The organism is Bradyrhizobium retamae (assembly GCF_001440415.1).
GTDB classification, from domain to species: Bacteria; Pseudomonadota; Alphaproteobacteria; order Rhizobiales; family Xanthobacteraceae; genus Bradyrhizobium; species Bradyrhizobium retamae.
Genome location: NZ_LLYA01000124.1, coordinates 89,920 through 105,284, shown reverse-complemented (window position 1 = coordinate 105,284; position 15,365 = coordinate 89,920). Strand labels below are relative to the sequence as shown.

15 protein-coding genes and 1 pseudogene are annotated in these 15,365 nt (G+C 62.7%); 10 read left to right on the top strand and 6 right to left on the bottom strand.

Translation table 11 applies throughout. The features are described 5' to 3' along the window. The first annotated feature begins 76 nt into the window (after positions 1-76). The 4 genes from CQ13_RS15775 (at position 77) to cynS (ending at position 3,960) form a co-directional block, all read left to right on the top strand. A complete protein-coding gene (locus CQ13_RS15775; protein ID WP_057843780.1) occupies positions 77-1,459 on the top strand; it encodes a CmpA/NrtA family ABC transporter substrate-binding protein in 1,383 nt (460 codons plus the stop codon). A gap of 166 nt (positions 1,460-1,625) precedes the next feature. Beyond that, positions 1,626-2,465: a nitrate ABC transporter permease gene (gene ntrB / locus CQ13_RS15770; protein WP_057843779.1), complete on the top strand. Its 840-nt coding sequence runs from the start codon at positions 1,626-1,628 to the stop codon at positions 2,463-2,465. An 8-nt stretch (positions 2,466-2,473) separates the two neighbouring features. After that, complete coding sequence (locus tag CQ13_RS15765; protein WP_057843799.1) at positions 2,474-3,406, top strand: ABC transporter ATP-binding protein; 933 nt, start codon at positions 2,474-2,476, stop codon at positions 3,404-3,406. A 65-nt stretch (positions 3,407-3,471) separates the two neighbouring features. After that, the gene (cynS, locus tag CQ13_RS15760) at positions 3,472-3,960 is read left to right on the top strand and encodes a cyanase (protein WP_057843778.1); all 489 of its coding nucleotides are present in this window, start codon (positions 3,472-3,474) and stop codon (positions 3,958-3,960) included. Positions 3,961-4,096: 136 nt separating this feature from the next. Here cynS and CQ13_RS15755 read toward each other — a convergent pair whose 3' ends face one another. After that, a complete protein-coding gene (locus CQ13_RS15755; protein ID WP_057843777.1) occupies positions 4,097-4,909 on the bottom strand; it encodes an isocitrate lyase/PEP mutase family protein in 813 nt (270 codons plus the stop codon). A 121-nt stretch (positions 4,910-5,030) separates the two neighbouring features. Between CQ13_RS15755 and CQ13_RS15750 the strand changes: the two genes are divergently transcribed. Next, positions 5,031-5,927, top strand: coding sequence for a LysR family transcriptional regulator (locus CQ13_RS15750; RefSeq protein WP_057843798.1), 897 nt, complete (start codon positions 5,031-5,033; stop codon positions 5,925-5,927). 134 nt (positions 5,928-6,061) lie between these two features. Here the strand turns inward: CQ13_RS15750 and CQ13_RS15745 are convergent, their stop codons facing one another. Beyond that, positions 6,062-6,385 carry a DUF1476 domain-containing protein gene (locus CQ13_RS15745; protein ID WP_057843776.1) on the bottom strand — a complete coding sequence of 108 codons (324 nt, stop codon included), beginning with the start codon at positions 6,383-6,385 and terminating at the stop codon, positions 6,062-6,064. A gap of 318 nt (positions 6,386-6,703) precedes the next feature. Here CQ13_RS15745 and purC point away from each other — a divergent pair, with 318 nt between their 5' ends. Both purC and purS read left to right on the top strand, forming a co-directional pair. Next, the gene (gene purC / locus CQ13_RS15740) at positions 6,704-7,471 is read left to right on the top strand and encodes a phosphoribosylaminoimidazolesuccinocarboxamide synthase (protein ID WP_008974302.1); all 768 of its coding nucleotides are present in this window, start codon (positions 6,704-6,706) and stop codon (positions 7,469-7,471) included. 20 nt (positions 7,472-7,491) lie between these two features. Continuing rightward, a complete protein-coding gene (purS, locus tag CQ13_RS15735) occupies positions 7,492-7,734 on the top strand; it encodes a phosphoribosylformylglycinamidine synthase subunit PurS (protein ID WP_057843775.1) in 243 nt (80 codons plus the stop codon). Positions 7,735-7,758: 24 nt separating this feature from the next. Here purS and corA read toward each other — a convergent pair whose 3' ends face one another. Further along, a complete protein-coding gene (gene corA, locus CQ13_RS15730; RefSeq protein WP_082637494.1) occupies positions 7,759-8,775 on the bottom strand; it encodes a magnesium/cobalt transporter CorA in 1,017 nt (338 codons plus the stop codon). 149 nt (positions 8,776-8,924) lie between these two features. On the opposite strand from corA, the gene purQ reads away from it, so the two are divergent. Both purQ and CQ13_RS41100 read left to right on the top strand, forming a co-directional pair. Continuing rightward, entirely contained in the window at positions 8,925-9,626 is a 702-nt protein-coding gene (gene purQ, locus CQ13_RS15725; protein ID WP_057843773.1) for a phosphoribosylformylglycinamidine synthase subunit PurQ, read from the top strand. Further along, positions 9,623-9,811: pseudogene (locus CQ13_RS41100) on the top strand (tripartite tricarboxylate transporter substrate binding protein BugD); the annotation flags it as partial. The gene purQ and the pseudogene CQ13_RS41100, both read left to right, overlap by 4 nt. 516 nt (positions 9,812-10,327) lie before the next feature. Here CQ13_RS41100 and CQ13_RS15715 read toward each other — a convergent pair. Both CQ13_RS15715 and CQ13_RS15710 read right to left on the bottom strand, forming a co-directional pair. Then, positions 10,328-11,272, bottom strand: coding sequence for a DMT family transporter (locus CQ13_RS15715; RefSeq protein ID WP_057843771.1), 945 nt, complete (start codon positions 11,270-11,272; stop codon positions 10,328-10,330). Further along, positions 11,262-11,750: a PaaI family thioesterase gene (locus CQ13_RS15710; protein ID WP_057843770.1), complete on the bottom strand. Its 489-nt coding sequence runs from the start codon at positions 11,748-11,750 to the stop codon at positions 11,262-11,264. Before CQ13_RS15710 ends, CQ13_RS15715 begins: the two co-directional genes overlap by 11 nt. Before the next feature lie 162 nt (positions 11,751-11,912). On the opposite strand from CQ13_RS15710, the gene purL reads away from it, so the two are divergent. Beyond that, a complete protein-coding gene (gene purL, locus CQ13_RS15705; protein WP_057843769.1) occupies positions 11,913-14,120 on the top strand; it encodes a phosphoribosylformylglycinamidine synthase subunit PurL in 2,208 nt (735 codons plus the stop codon). 31 nt (positions 14,121-14,151) lie between these two features. On the opposite strand, the gene CQ13_RS15700 is transcribed toward purL, so the two are convergent. Further along, the gene (locus CQ13_RS15700) at positions 14,152-15,336 is read right to left on the bottom strand and encodes an acyltransferase family protein (protein ID WP_057843768.1); all 1,185 of its coding nucleotides are present in this window, start codon (positions 15,334-15,336) and stop codon (positions 14,152-14,154) included. Between the last annotated feature and the right edge of the window lie 29 nt (positions 15,337-15,365).

The following is a 15,365-nucleotide window of genomic DNA, read 5'->3' as shown; positions in this document are numbered from 1 at the left end:
CTCAGAGCCATCGCCGCAGAACGGGGCTGGCATGTGCCTTGCTTAATAAGGGAGCAAACGTCGCGCAGGAGGGCTGATGTCTACCTTCGACAATCCATTCGATCCTAACCGCCGTCTTCATGCCGGTGGCTGTAGCTGCGGCCAGCATGTCAGCGAGGCCGAGCACCAGGCCGCACAACTGCAAGTCCAGTCCGCCATCGAGAGCGAGCAGAAACGTTACGAGGGGGTGATCGCCTCCGCCGTGATGCGCGCGATGTTTCCGCAGGACGTCGCGCGACGCGCGTTTTTGAAGTCAGTGGGCGCGGCAACGGCAGCGGCGGCATTATCGCAATTCTTCCCACTCAAGACGGCGACGGAAGCGTTCGCGCAAGGCGGGCCGCTGGAAAAGAAAGACCTCAAGGTCGGATTCATCCCGATCACCTGCGCCACGCCGATCATCATGGCGGCGCCGATGGGGTTCTATGCCAAGAACGGCCTGAACGTCGAAGTGATCAAGACCGCCGGCTGGGCCGTCATTCGCGACAAGACCATCAACAAGGAATACGACGCCGCCCACATGCTGTCGCCGATGCCGCTCGCCATCACCATGGGCGCCGGCTCCAATCCGATTCCCTACACCATGCCGGCCGTGGAAAACATCAACGGCCAGGCGATCACGCTGTCGATCAAGCACAAGGACAAGCGCAATCCGAAGGACTGGAAGGGCTTCAAGTTCGCCGTACCCTTCGACTACTCGATGCACAATTATCTGCTGCGCTATTACCTTGCCGAGCACGGCATCGATCCCGATGCCGACGTGCAGATCCGCGCGGTGCCGCCGCCCGAAATGGTCGCCAATCTGCGCGCCGACAACATCGACGGCTTTCTCGGGCCCGACCCGATGAACCAGCGCGCGGTGTTTGACGGCGCCGGCTTCATCCACATCCTCACCAAGGATATCTGGGAAGGACACCCGTGCTGCGCCTTCGCTGCGTCGAAGGAGTTCGTCACCACGATGCCGAATACCTATGGCGCGCTGCTCAAATCGATCATCGAGGCGACGGCATACGCGCACAAGGCGGAGAACCGCAAGGAAATCGCGGCGGCGATCGCGCCGGCGAACTATCTCAACCAGCCGCCGATCGTGCTGGAGCAGATTTTGACCGGCACCTTCGCCGACGGGCTCGGCAACATCGTCCAGCAGCCGAACCGCGTCGATTTCGATCCATTCCCGTGGCAATCCTTTGCGGTCTGGATCATGACCCAGATGAAGCGCTGGGGTCAGATCAAGGGCGACATCGACTATGCCGGCATCGCCGCGCAGGTCTATCTCGCCACCGACGCCGCCAAGCTGATGAAAGAAGCAGGACTGACGCCGCCCGCCGCCACCACCAAGAGTTTCTCGGTGATGGGCAAGACGTTCGATCCTGCGAAGCCGGAGGACTATCTCGCCAGCTTCAAGATCAGGAAGGCGTCGTGATGGCGGGGCCGCACCGACATTTGCCGCTGTCGTCCCGGCGAACGCCGGGACCCATACTCCGCGGCGTTAGTAATGAAGGAAGGTCTCCAACATCGTGCCTAAAAGAGTCGGCACGGCGTAGGGGTCCCGGCGTTCGCCGGGACGACGTGCTGAGAGACTATCCGCAATGAACGCCTCCCTTCGCTTCCGCGCGGCGGTCGTCTCGATCGTGCTGTTCGCGGCGTTCCTCGGCATCTGGCATCTCGCCACCCGCTCGACGGGCGCTGTCGGCAACATGTCGCCGGAATACGCCAAGCTGATGGGACTGACGGCCACCCAAGGCAAATCGGCGATGCCGGGGCCGCTCGATGTCGGCGCCAAATTGTGGGAGCACCTCAGGCAACCGTTCTACGATAACGGGCCGAACGACAAGGGGCTCGGCATCCAGCTGGGCTATTCCATCGCGCGGGTCGGCCTCGGCTATCTGCTCGCGGTGATCGTCGCCATTCCGCTCGGATTTTTGATCGGGATGTCGCCCTTGATCAGTAGGGCGATCGACCCGTTCATCCAAATCCTTAAGCCGATTTCGCCGCTGGCCTGGATGCCGCTCGCGCTCTACACCATCAAGGATTCCTCGATCTCGGCGATCTTCGTGATCTTCATCTGCTCGGTGTGGCCAATGTTGCTCAACACCGCGTTCGGCGTCGCCGCGGTACGCAAGGAATGGATCAACGTCGCGCGCACGCTGGAAGTCGGCACCGTCAGGCGGGCCTTCACCGTAATCCTGCCGGCGGCGGCGCCGACTATCCTGACCGGCATGCGGATTTCGATCGGGATCGCCTGGCTCGTGATCGTGGCGGCCGAGATGCTGGTGGGCGGCACCGGCATTGGCTACTTCGTCTGGAACGAGTGGAACAATCTTTCGATCACCAACGTCATCATCGCCATCCTCATGATCGGCATTGTCGGCATGCTGCTCGACCAGATCCTGGCGCGGTTTACGCGCATGGTCACGTTTCCGGAGTGATGGCGGCCATGACCGACAAATTCATTTCCATCGAGGGTATCGCGCGGCGTTATCCGGGCGCGGGTGGCGGCGAGACCACGATTTTCGAGGATCTCTGGCTGTCGATGAAGCGCGGCGAATTCGGCTGCGTGATCGGGCATTCCGGCTGCGGCAAGACCACGGTGTTGAACATCCTGGCGGGGCTCGACCAGCCGAGCGCGGGCGCTGTCATCGTCGACGGGCAGGCCATTGAAGGCACGAGTCTTGATCGCGCCGTGATCTTCCAGAGCCATGCGCTGCTGCCATGGCGCACGGTGCTCGGCAACGTCGCCTATGCCGTGACTTCGAAGTGGCGCAACTGGGATCGCGCCAAGGTGAAGGCGCATGCGCAGAAGTTCATCGATCTGGTCGGGCTGACCGGCTCCGAGCACAAGCGGCCGTCGGAACTGTCGGGCGGCATGAAGCAGCGCGTCGGCATTGCGCGGGCGCTCTCGATCACGCCGAAGATCATGCTGATGGACGAGCCGTTCTCGGCGCTGGACGCGCTGACGCGCGGTACGCTGCAGGACGAGGTGCGGCGCATTTGCCTCGAGACCGGGCAGACGGCGTTCATGATTACCCATGATGTCGATGAGGCGATCTATCTCGCCGACAAGATTTTTCTGATGACCAACGGTCCGGGTGCCGTGTTGGCCGAGATCGTGGAAAATCCGCTGCCGAAGGATCGCGGCCGCATCGATCTGCACCGCCATCCGCTCTATTATGCAGTGCGCAATCACATCGTCGATTTCCTGGTCAGCCGCAGCAAGACGTTTGCCGCCACCGTGACCGATCACGATCCGCGAAACGTGCCGGTCGTGCGGCCGGGCAAGCCGGAACTGGTGGTGGCTGCGGACGCAGAGGATTCGATTGAGGCGTCATGGCCGAGCGTGGCCCGGCCAACCACGTCTTCCCAGGGTTAGCCAAACAAGTACGTGGATGCCCGGGACGAGCCTGGGCATGACGGGTGTTGAAGGAGAGACGAAACATGAAGCGCGAAGACCTCACCGAAAAGCTGCTCGATATCAAGCGCGAGAAGGGCTGGAGCTGGAAACACATCTGCGAAAAGATCGGCGGCTATTCGGACGTGCTGATCGTCGGCGCCATCATGGGCCAGATGAAACTGACGAAGCCGCAAGCCGCCAATGCCGGCGAATTGTTCGGGCTGTCGAAAGCGGAAACTGCGATGCTCAACGAGGTGCCGATGCGCGGCACCGGCACGCCGATGCCGCCGACCGATCCCTTGATCTACCGCTTCTACGAAATGGTGATGGTCAACGGCCCGGCGTGGAAGGCGCTGATCGAGGAGGAATTCGGCGACGGCATCATGTCGGCGATCGATTTCGACATGGCGATCGACCGCGTTGCCAATCCCAAGGGCGACCGGGTCAAGATCACGATGTCCGGCAAGTTCCTGCCGTATAAATATTACGGCGCGAGTGGGAATGTACCGGAGTATGGATTTAAGGAGGAGTGACGTCCGCCTCCACCGTCATTGCGAGCGCAGCGAAGCAATCCATCTCGCGGCATAACGGAAAGATGGATTGCTTCGTCGCGGAGCCTGTCATCGGGCGCGCATTCGCGCGACCTGTTGGCTCCTCGCGGAGAGACCGTCAGACAAACGCCGCCCGCACCTCCGCGATCGGCGCCATCTCGCGCACATAGGTGAATGAACCTCGCTCCTTCATTTCACGCGCGCACTTCAAGAACGCTGCCAGCGCGTAGCGTTCCATCGCGCCGCCGACGCTGATGCGCTTGACGCCGACCTCGGCGAGTTGCGGAAGCGTCAGCGTCGGATCGGCAAATCCCATCACCAGGTTGAACGGCTTGCCGACCGACGACACCACGGCGCGGATCGTCTCGATGTCGTAGAGGCCAGGGGAATACAGGACATCGGCGCCAACCGCCTCGAACGCCTGCAGCCGCTTGATGGTGTCGTCGAGATCCTTGCGGCCGTGCAGGAAATTCTCCGCCCGCGCGGTCAGCGTGAACGGGAAGGGCAGTGCGCGCGCCGCCTCGACCGCCGCCTGCACCCGCTCGACCGTGAGCGAGAAATCGTAGATCGGCTTCGCCGGATCGCCGGAAAAATCCTCGATCGAGCCGCCGACGGCGCCGGCTTCGGCCGCGCGCACGATCGCTCTTGCCGCGACCTTCGGGTCGTCCGCGCCGCAGTTCTCCAGGTCGGCGCTGACGGGCAGGTCGGTGGCTTCCGCAATCGCCCGGCAGTTCTCGAGGATGGCGTCTAAGCTCACGGTCGCGCTGCCGAGCGTATTGGCAAGCCCCAGACTCGTGGTCGCGAGCGCCTCAAAGCCCATCGCTGCGAGCAGCTTTGCGGTGCCAGCGTCCCATGGATTGGGGATGATGAACGCGCCGGGCCGCGCATGCAGCCCGCGAAACGCCTCGGCCTTTTCGGTCTGGCTTCGCATCGGCAATCTCCGCTTCGTTTGTTGGTCGGGGTCTGGTTGGCGACGAAACTAGCGGGCTATCCTCCATCAGCCAAATTTGTTATTTCTCTAAGCGTCATCAGCTTTTTGCATGAATGAAAACATGGACAGCGATGCGCTTCTTACCTTCTTGACCATTCATCGCCGCGGCGGCATTTCGAATGCCGCAAAAGCGCTGCACCGCTCGCAGCCGGCGATTTCGCGGCGCATTGCGCTCTTGGAGCAGGAGCTCGGCGTGCCGCTGTTCGAGCGGATCGCGGGGCGCACGACGTTGAGTGACGCCGGAAAAGTGCTGGTGCCTCATGCCGAGCGCGCGGTGGCTGCGGCCCAGGATGCGGAGAATGCGGTGCGCGCACTGGCGCGGCCGGATTTAGGACCGGTCGCGCTCGCCGTCGTCGGCACGCTTGCCGGCGGGCGGCTGTCGGCGGTTCTCCGGCGCTTCGCGGCCGAACATCCCGAGGTCGAATTGAGCCTGCGTACCGCGACCAGCGCAGAGGTCAGCGACATGGTCCGCCGCGGCGAGGTGACCATCGGCCTGCGTTATGATCGCGATCGCTCGCGCGACCTCGATTGCGAGTTGCTGTTCTCCGAGCGGCTGCAGGTCGTATGCGCGCTGGATCATCCGCGCGCCGGCCGCCGGGTCGCAAAGCTCGCCGATCTGCGCGGCGAGCGCTGGATCGCATTTCCGGTCGTACCGGGACGGCGCGAGATCTCGGCCGCACATGTCTTTGCGCTGTTCCAGACCCACGGCCTCGGCGAAATCGACTGGACGCCAGTCGATAGCCTGACCGCGCAGAAGCGCCTGGTCGAAGCCGGCCTTGGCATTGCGCTGTTATCGGAGAGCAACGCTGCAGAGGAACTGCGACACAAGACGATTTCGACGATCGCCGTGCGCGATCTCAGGGCAGGCCATGACGTCGTCACAGTAACGCGCCGCGGCGGCTTCCTGAGCGCGGCGGCGCGGCGATTGATGGAGATCGTTCGAAAGGAGTATCGCTAGAAGCGGTCTTACAGATACGTAAGGCAGTCCCGCCGTCATTGCGAGCGGAGCGAAGCAAATCCATGCCGCCGCAAGTGGAGGAATGGATTGCTTCGTCGCTAGCGCTCCTCGCAATGACGGAGACGGAGGGGGCGTTACGAGCCCGCCTTCACCTGGGCGGCGGCAACCGCAATCAGTTCGTCCATCTTGACGCGAACTTCCTGTGCGGTGACGGCGACGCCCTTGGCGGTAAGATCATTCACCACCTTGTCCTGGACGTCCTTGTCGCCGGCTTGCTCGAAATCGGCCGCGACCACTTCCTTGGAATAGGCGGTGGCGGCATCGCCCGACAGGCCGAGCTTTTCCGCTGCCCAAAGACCGAGCAGCTTGTTGCGGCGCACCTCAGCCTTGAACTTCTGCTCCTCGTCGAGGGCGAATTTCTTCTCAAAACCTTCCTCGCGCTTGTCGAAAGTGGTCATTCTTCGGTTCCAATCCCCGTAAACGGTAAATGAGGCCGCGTTGTCGCGGCCCGATGGACTACCTAGATAGAGGGGGCGAATCGGTAAAACAACGGTCCGTTAAGCCGCAGGCAATCGGGATAAGTTGGGCCCAATCGGGCCGGGTCGATTGTGCTGGATGGGCCAATCGGTTAGGTTGCCATCAGGCGAGGTTCTTGTTCTGTTTCCGGTCGCTTACGTTCGGGACCTGGCCTTCACGGCAGCTCCGTCGTGGTCGCAAACCCTTGTCATCCGGAGCACACCAATTTCATGGATTTCAACAAAACACGGTACATCCCAATGAGCCGTCGACGCCGTATTTATGAAGGCAAGGCCAAGGTCCTGTATGAAGGTCCGGAGCCGGGAACCCTGATCCAGCACTTCAAGGACGATGCGACCGCGTTCAATGCCAAGAAACACCAGGTGATCGAGGGCAAGGGCGTCCTCAACAACCGGATTTCGGAGTACCTGTTTCAGCATCTCAACGACATCGGGGTGCCGACCCATTTCATCCGCCGCCTCAACATGCGCGAGCAGTTGATTCGCGAGGTCGAGATCGTGCCGCTGGAAGTGGTGGTGCGGAACGTCGCCGCCGGTTCGCTGTCGCAGCGCCTCGGCATCGAGGAGGGCACCCAGCTGCCGCGCTCGATCATCGAATTCTACTACAAGAACGACCAGCTCAACGACCCCATGGTGTCGGAAGAGCACATCACCGCGTTCGGCTGGGCGACGCCGCAGGAAATCGACGACATCATGGCGCTCGCCATCCGCGTCAACGACTTCCTGACAGGGCTGTTCCTGGGGATCGGCATCCGCCTGGTCGATTTCAAGATGGAATGCGGCCGCCTGTTCGAGAACGAGATGATGCGGATCATCGTCGCCGACGAAATCTCGCCCGACTCATGCCGGCTGTGGGACATCAAGTCGAACGAGAAGCTCGACAAGGACCGTTTCCGCCGTGATCTCGGTGGCTTGCTCGAAGCCTATACCGAGGTGGCGAAACGTCTGGGCATTCTGATGGAGAACGAGCGCCCGGCCGGTTCGGGTCCGGTGCTGGTGAAGAGCTGAGAAGAACTGGGGCAAATCTCGTGAAGGCACGCGTTACCGTTACGTTGAAGTCCGGCATCCTCGATCCGCAGGGCAAGGCCATCGAAGGCGCGCTGAAATCGCTCGGCGTCAATGGCGTCGCCAGCGTCCGCCAGGGCAAGGTATTCGACATCGAACTGTCCGGCTCGGACAGGGCCAAGGCCGAGGCGGCATTGAAGGATGCCGCCGACAAGCTGCTCGCGAATACCGTGATCGAGAATTATCGGGTCGAGCTTTTGGGATGAGGATGTGAGCGGCGGGCTTGCCACTCACAGCCATCCCACGCTGCGAAAGCGCCAGTACAGCCCGCTACAGGCGGCAAGCATCAGCCCCAGCACCATGAAATATCCGTACTGCCATTTCAGCTCCGGCATGTGCTCGAAATTCATGCCGTAGATCCCAGCGACCGCCGTCGGCACGGCGATGATGGCCAGCCACGAGGCCAGCTTCTTGGAGACCGCGGTCTCCTGGGCCTGGCCGACCAGAAGGCTTGCCTCGAATGCGAACGCCAGCACCTCGCGCATTGAATCGGTGCGCTCCTGGATGGTCCTGACGTGGTCGGTGACATCTCGAAACAGCGCCTGCATGGCTGTACGCACCATCGGCAAATTGTCGTGTTCGAGCCGGCGGCAGACTTCCACCAGCGGTCCAATCGCGTTGCGGAGTTTCAACAGGTCGCGTCGGAGCATGTACAGCCGCTCGACTTGCGCTCGCGTAATTGGGCTGGCCAACACGTGATCCTCAATTTCCTCGATCTCCTCGTGGATCGTTTCCAGCACCGGGGAATAGTTGTCGACGATGAAATCGAGGATGGCATAGAGAATGTAGTCCTCGCCACGCGCCAGCGCGCGGGGACAGCTCTCGCAGCGTTCCCGCACCGGCGCGTATGACGTTGATGCCCCGTGGCGCACCGAAACCAGATAGCCTTCGCCGACGAACAGATGGGTTTCGCCGAACGCGATCCTGCCCCGAACAAGTTGCGCGGTTCTCGCCACGATGAAAAGGCCATCGCCGTACTGCTCGATCTTGGGGCGCTGATGCGCGTGGTTGGCATCCTCGATCGCGAGATCATGCAGGTCGAATTGCTGCTGAACGCTGGTCAGCAGCGCCAGATCCGGCTCATACAGGCCGATCCAGACGACGTGACCGGGTTTGCTGCGCCAACTCGACGCCTCCTCGATGGCGATATTGGCGATGCGGCGGCCATCGACGTAAACACCAGCCGCGACGACGCCTTCGGAGGTCATCGGTTCGGTTTCGGATGTCGCCCGCGACGGGACATTCATGGCTTCCATCCCTGAGCGATTGTTGTTGAGCACGGCTGCCGCGCAGGCCGTTTTGGCGACGCTAGCACTGGAAAAACCGGCGTCAAATGGTTATGTCTCTGCCGGGTCGGCGGTTCTGCCGACATATCTCCTTTCCAGCCGGAACCGCCATGAAATCCGCCGTTCTCGTCTTTCCCGGAATCAACCGCGAGCGCGACATGGCGCGGGCGCTGAAACTCGTCTCCGGCCAGGAGGCGGCCATGGTATGGCATGCCGAGACCGAGCTGCCTGATGGCACCGATCTCGTCGTCGTGCCCGGCGGCTTTTCCTACGGCGATTACCTGCGCTGCGGCGCCATTGCCGCGCGCGCGCCGGTCATGGATGCGGTGCGCAAGTATGCGGCCGATGGCGGGCTCGTGCTCGGCGTCTGCAACGGGTTTCAGATCCTGTGCGAAGCGGGCTTGCTACCTGGCGTCCTGATGCGCAATGCGCGGCTGAAATTCGTCTGCAGGGACGTGCATCTGCGGGTCGAGCGCTCGGATACGCCCTTCACGCGCGGCTACAATGCCGGCCAGGTCATTCGCGTGCCGGTGGCGCATGGCGAGGGCAACTATGAGGCCGACGAAGAGACCGTGAAGCGGCTGGAAGGCGAGGGGCGCGTGCTTTACCGCTATTGTTCCGCCGAGGGCATCGTCGACGAGGAGTCCAACATCAACGGCGCCGCGCAGTCGATCGCCGGCATTGTCAACGAGCGCGGCAACGTGCTCGGCATGATGCCGCACCCGGAAAACCACGTCGAAGACATCATGGGCTGCACCGACGGCCGCGGCTTGTTCGCAGGGCTAGCCGCGCATCTGCAAAAAGCCGCGTGAGCTTCTTGGTGTCGCGCCTGACGATTGTCGTTGTGGCGCTATTATGCGCCGTGGCAGCCCAAGCGCAGGATTATCCCAAGCGTCCCATCACCATGATCGTTCCGTTCGCGGCCGGCGGCACCTCCGACGTGATCGCGCGTGTGGTTGCCGAGGAGATGACCAAGTCGCTCGGGCAGCCGATCGTGCGATCATGTGATAAAAAAGCCCCGCCGAGCGGGGCTTTTTGTTATCGGCCGGTAGTCGAACCCGGCCCCGTCGGCGACAGGGTCGAACCGCTCGGCGAAGGGTTGATGTGGGTGTTCCCTGACGGGTTCGCTGGACTGTTTCGGCCGGCTGCTGCACTGCCGGCATCGTTGCTCATGCCGGTGGTGGAATTACCGCCCGTTCCACTTCCGGCGGTCGTTCCGCTCGTGGAGGATCCTGCCGCGCCACCCGTGCCCGAACTTCCGCCCGCGCCGCTGCCGCCGGCTTGCGCCAAGGCGAAGGTGTTCGTGAATGCCAGCGCCACGGCCAATCCGATAGTTGCGAGTTTCATGATTGCTCCTTTTCTTGCTGCGTAACGGCGCAACACGATGCGCTCGCATGCGTTCCGGTGCGTCAATCACGGTTGATTGCTGTTCCACCTCCGTTCCCCGTAGGCCTAGTCGGAGTGGCTTTCGATCGCCGAAAAACAATTATTGTCTTGATTCCGCCGACGATCTTCATCCGCCTTTCGGCCTCCCGCGCAGGCGCTGGATCCCCTTGCGATAATGCTCGCGCGGGATGGTCATCGCGGCGACGCCAGCCATCACCAACACCAGGCCGAGCGCCAGATTCGGCGGCACGGTTTCGCCGAGCAGCAGAACCGACAGGCCTACGCCGATCGGGATTCGCAAATAGCCTTGCGCATTGGTGGTCAGTGTGCCGAGCCGCGTCAGGCACATGTAGAACAGCATCAGTCCGAAGGCGCTCGAGAAGATGCCCATCGCGGCGGTTGCAATCAGCGCCTCTGGCGTCGGCCGCAAAGTCCAGGGATGATCGACGATCAGCGCGAGCGGCAACAGCACCGTGCCGCCGAACAACAGCGAGCCCGCTGCGACCACCATCGGGTCGTAATCGGTCAGCTTGAGCCCGAAGATCGTGGCGCAGGCGAACGAGATGGTGGCGATCAGGATGACCATTTCGGCAAAGAGGTTGCTGGAGAGCCCGCCGAGCGTATCGAGGCCGATGGTGACGGCCGTGCCGGCCAGGCCCAGAATGGCGCCGATCAGCTTCAGCAGCGTCGCCGGCTCGTGCCGCGTGACGGCCCAGGTGATGAGGAAAGCGAAGATCGGCGTGGTCGAGGCCAGCACCACGGTCGGCGCCGCCGCCACATATTGCTGCGCCCAGGTGATCATCAGGAAAGGAATCGTCGAGTTGATGGTCTGCTGGAATGCAAACAGCCTCCAGGCCTTGCCGTCCGTCGGCAGCCGCAGACCGCGGGCGCGCATGATCGCCAGCAGGAAGCCCGCGGCGATCAGCGAGCGCGCCGAGATGAAGGTGACCGGCGGGATCGAGCCGAGGCCGATCTTGGTCAGCGGATAGGTCGAGCTCCAGCAGCACGCCAGCGCGAGCAGTAATGCATAGTCGCGCCAGCCGCGACGTGCCTGTGGCGCGTCAGGTGGCAACGGCGGCGGCGCCAGTCGGCTTCTTCCACTTCACCCGCTTGATGGTGCCGGAGAAGGTGAACAGCGGCCGTTCGCCGGATTTCAGCACGCCGCGCAGGAAGATCAGCGAGCCGCCGGCGCGGGTGATTTCGCCCTCGCACTCGACCAGCTCGCCCTCGCGCGCGGCATCAAGAAATTCGCAGGCAAACGATACCGTCACGCCGGGCCCCTCAAGCACGGAGGAGGCGATTGCAAACAGGCAATAATCGGCGAACGACATGAAGCAGCCGCCATGGACGTTGTGCTGGCCGTTGAGGTGCTTTTTCTCGACGCGGAACGCGCATTGCACTTTGCCGTTCTCGTCCATCCGGTGCCAGAAAGGGCCGTTATGGGTCTCAAAACTGTCGCGGGTCCAGGTTCGCCAGCCCTTGAATTCACCCTCGGTTTCGACATGCAGGTCGGGGCGGCGGTGAAATGCATTTTGGGGGAGTTCGTTCACTGAAAATGACCTTCAATTCGATGTTTCAGCTCTTAAATCCGATCCGGTAACGATGTGCAAACGCCGATCCCGCAAAGCGCGCCCGCGCAAAGCTCTGGACAGGGCGGAAATGCGCCATAAAAGGCCTTTTCGCACCCCCTCGATCTTCCTATTAAGGCACCCATGAACGAGCCCCAGATCACCCCCGAACTCGTCGCCAGCCACGGCCTTAAGCCCGACGAGTATGAGCGCATCCTCAAGCTGATCGGGCGGGTGCCGACCTTCACCGAGCTCGGGATTTTCTCGGCGATGTGGAACGAGCACTGCTCGTACAAATCCTCGCGCATCCATCTGCGCGGCTTGCCGACCAAGGCGCCCTGGGTGATCCAGGGCCCGGGCGAGAACGCCGGCGTGATCGACATCGGGGACGGGCAGGCGGTGGTCTTCAAGATGGAGAGCCACAACCACCCGAGCTACATCGAGCCGTATCAAGGCGCGACCACCGGCGTCGGCGGCATTTTGCGCGATGTGTTCACGATGGGGGCGCGGCCCATTGCCTGCCTCAATGCACTTTCCTTCGGCGCGCCGGAGCATCCGAAGACGCGCCATCTGGTGTCAGGCGTGGTGGCCGGCGTCGGCGGCTACGGCAATTCCTTCGGCGTGCCCACGGTCGGTGGCCAGGTGCGCTTCCACACCCGCTACGACGGCAACATCCTGGTCAACGCGATGGCGGTCGGCCTCGCCGAGACCGACAAGATTTTCTATGCGGCAGCCTCCGGCGTGAACATGCCGATCGTCTATCTCGGCTCCAAGACCGGCCGCGACGGCATTCACGGCGCCTCGATGGCGTCGGCCGAATTCGACGATGACTCCGCCGAGAAGCGGCCGACGGTGCAGGTCGGCGATCCCTTCGCCGAGAAGCTCTTGCTGGAAGCCTGCCTCGAGATCATGGAAAAGGGTTGCGTGATCGCGATCCAGGACATGGGTGCGGCGGGCCTGACATGCTCGGCGGTCGAGATGGGCGCCAAGGGTGATCTCGGCGTCGAACTCGATCTCAACGCGGTGCCAACCCGCGAAACCGGCATGAGCGCCTACGAGATGATGCTGTCGGAGAGCCAGGAGCGCATGCTCATGGTGCTCAAGCCCGAGAAGGAAAAAGAGGCCGAGGCGATCTTCAAGAAGTGGGGGCTCGATTTCGCCGTGGTCGGCTACACCACGCCGACCAAGCGCTTCGTGGTGAAGCATGGCGGCGACGTGATGGCTGACCTGCCGATCAAGGAATTGGGCGACGAGGCGCCGCTGTATGACCGCCCGCACGTCCCGTCCGCAGCCTTGCCGATGGTGCAGGCGCGCGAGGTGACGGCGCCGATCGGGATTTCCGCGGCGCTGGAGAAGCTGATCGGCACGCCGGAGCTATGCTCGAAGCGCTGGGTTTGGGAGCAATACGACCACGTCATTCTGGGCAATACCGTGCAGCGTCCGGGCGGCGATGCCGCGGTGGTGCGCGTCGAGGACGGGCCGAAGGGGCTCGCGCTCACCGTCGACGTCACGCCGCGCTATTGCGAGGCCGATCCGTTCGAAGGCGGCAAGCAGGCCGTCGCCGAAGCCTGGCGCAACATCACCGCGGTCGGCGGCCGGCCGCTCGCGATCACCGACAATCTCAATTTCGGCAATCCGGAACGGCCCGAAATCATGGGCCAGTTCGTCGGCTGCCTGAAGGGCATTTCCGAAGCCTGCCGCACGCTCGATTTCCCTGTCGTGTCGGGCAACGTCTCGCTCTACAACGAAACCAACGGCCGCGGCATCCTGCCGACGCCCTCGATCGGCGGCGTCGGTCTGCTCGACGATTTCACCAAATCGGCGACGCTGGCTTTCAAGGCGGCCGGCGAAGCGATCCTCCTGATCGGCGATACGCAAGGCTGGCTCGGACAGTCCGTCTACCTGCGCGACATCTGTGGCCGCGAAGAAGGCGCGCCGCCGCCGGTCGATCTGGCGGCCGAAAAGCGCAATGGCGACGTGGTCCGCGGCATGATCCGTGCCGGCACCGCGACCGCGGTGCATGACGTCTCCGACGGTGGCCTGCTGATCGCCTTGGCCGAGATGGCGATTGCTAGTGGCATCGGCGCGCAGCTATTGGCGGCGCCGAACGCGATCGTGCCGCACGCTTACTGGTTCGGCGAGGACCAGGCGCGCTATGTCGTGACGGTGCCGGCAGCCGACGCCGGCCTGGTGCTGGCGAAGATGAAGGGCGCAGGCGTGCCATGCGCGCGGATCGGCACCACGGGCGGCGATGCTATCGCCGTTGCCGGTGAAGCGCCGGTCGCGGTGGATGCGCTGAAAACGGCGTTCGAGCACTGGCTGCCGGCCTATATGAGCGGGAAGGCGGCGTAGGCGCGCTGTCTGCCCGCCATTGCTGTCGGCCTCAAAGCACCCTTGTCGCGCCCGGGATCTGCCGCAACGCTCGCGTCAGCGCCCAGCTCGCCGCGACTGTCAGCACAAACCCGATCGCGACCTTGACGATTGCCGGCAGGTTATAGTCGAACAGCCAGTATTGCAGCCACAGTGCGATCGGGTAGTGCACCAGGAACATGCCGTAGGCGTCCGCCTGCATCGGATCGAGTAGCTTGGCGGAGCCTGATTGTCTGAACCTTTGAAAAATGGCCAAGATCAGAAACATGATGGCCACGCTGAAGACGGTGAAGCAGATGGCATAGAGCGCTTCATACCAGTCCGGCAACGGAGACGGGTTGCCCAGTATTTCGCGCTTGATGAAGATCAGCACCCACAAGAGGCAATACGGAACGATCGCCAGCACCATCCAGTCCCAGCTTACCTTGGCCATCCGGCCGTCTGCAGCGAGCAGCCCGCGATCCATTTGCGCAACGCCGATGCCGGCACCGAAAAAGAAGTAGCTCGCATAGAGCATCACGCGCCCGTGCTGGACCGAGAACGGCCCGAACTCGAACCAACTGCTGTGTCCATAGTGAACCAGCCCGGGAATGTAGAACGCAGCGGTGACGGCAAGCATGACCGCGAAGAACACCGCGGGCCGGCGGCGGCCGTACAGCGAGAGGCGGTTGATCGGATCGAGCAGGTTGGGTGACAGCCGATACAAGATGCAGGCCACCACGTCGAAACTGAGCAGGACCCAAAGGAACCAGATCGGCCCGCTCGGCCACGGGCCCTTCGTGATCATATTCCACCAGTATTCCGAAAAGCCGATCTCGGGATGGTGCCGCAGGGAGATAGCGTAGTAGGCGAGCGGAATGACCGTGAAGGCGCAGATCACGAACGGCAAGCCAAGCCGAAGCAGGCGATCTGCCAAATAGCTCAGCGGTCCCTTCCGGGCGATACCAGACCAGGCGAACAGTCCCGACAGGAAAAAGAACATCGCCATGAAGAAACTGTCAGTGGCGAGCACGATCATGTCGAAGCCGAAGAAGTACTTCGGATCGGTATGACCGAAATAGGTATAGGGGATGACGGCATGGTGGAGCAGCACCACCAGCGTCAGGAAGGTGCGGGCGCGATCAAGCGAAAGGTTTCGCGATTTGGCTTGGGGCACTGCGCTAACGTTGGCATGCCCCACGGTGGAAATCGATGTCATGCGCGCCTCCCCGCCAGGCTGTGTGATCG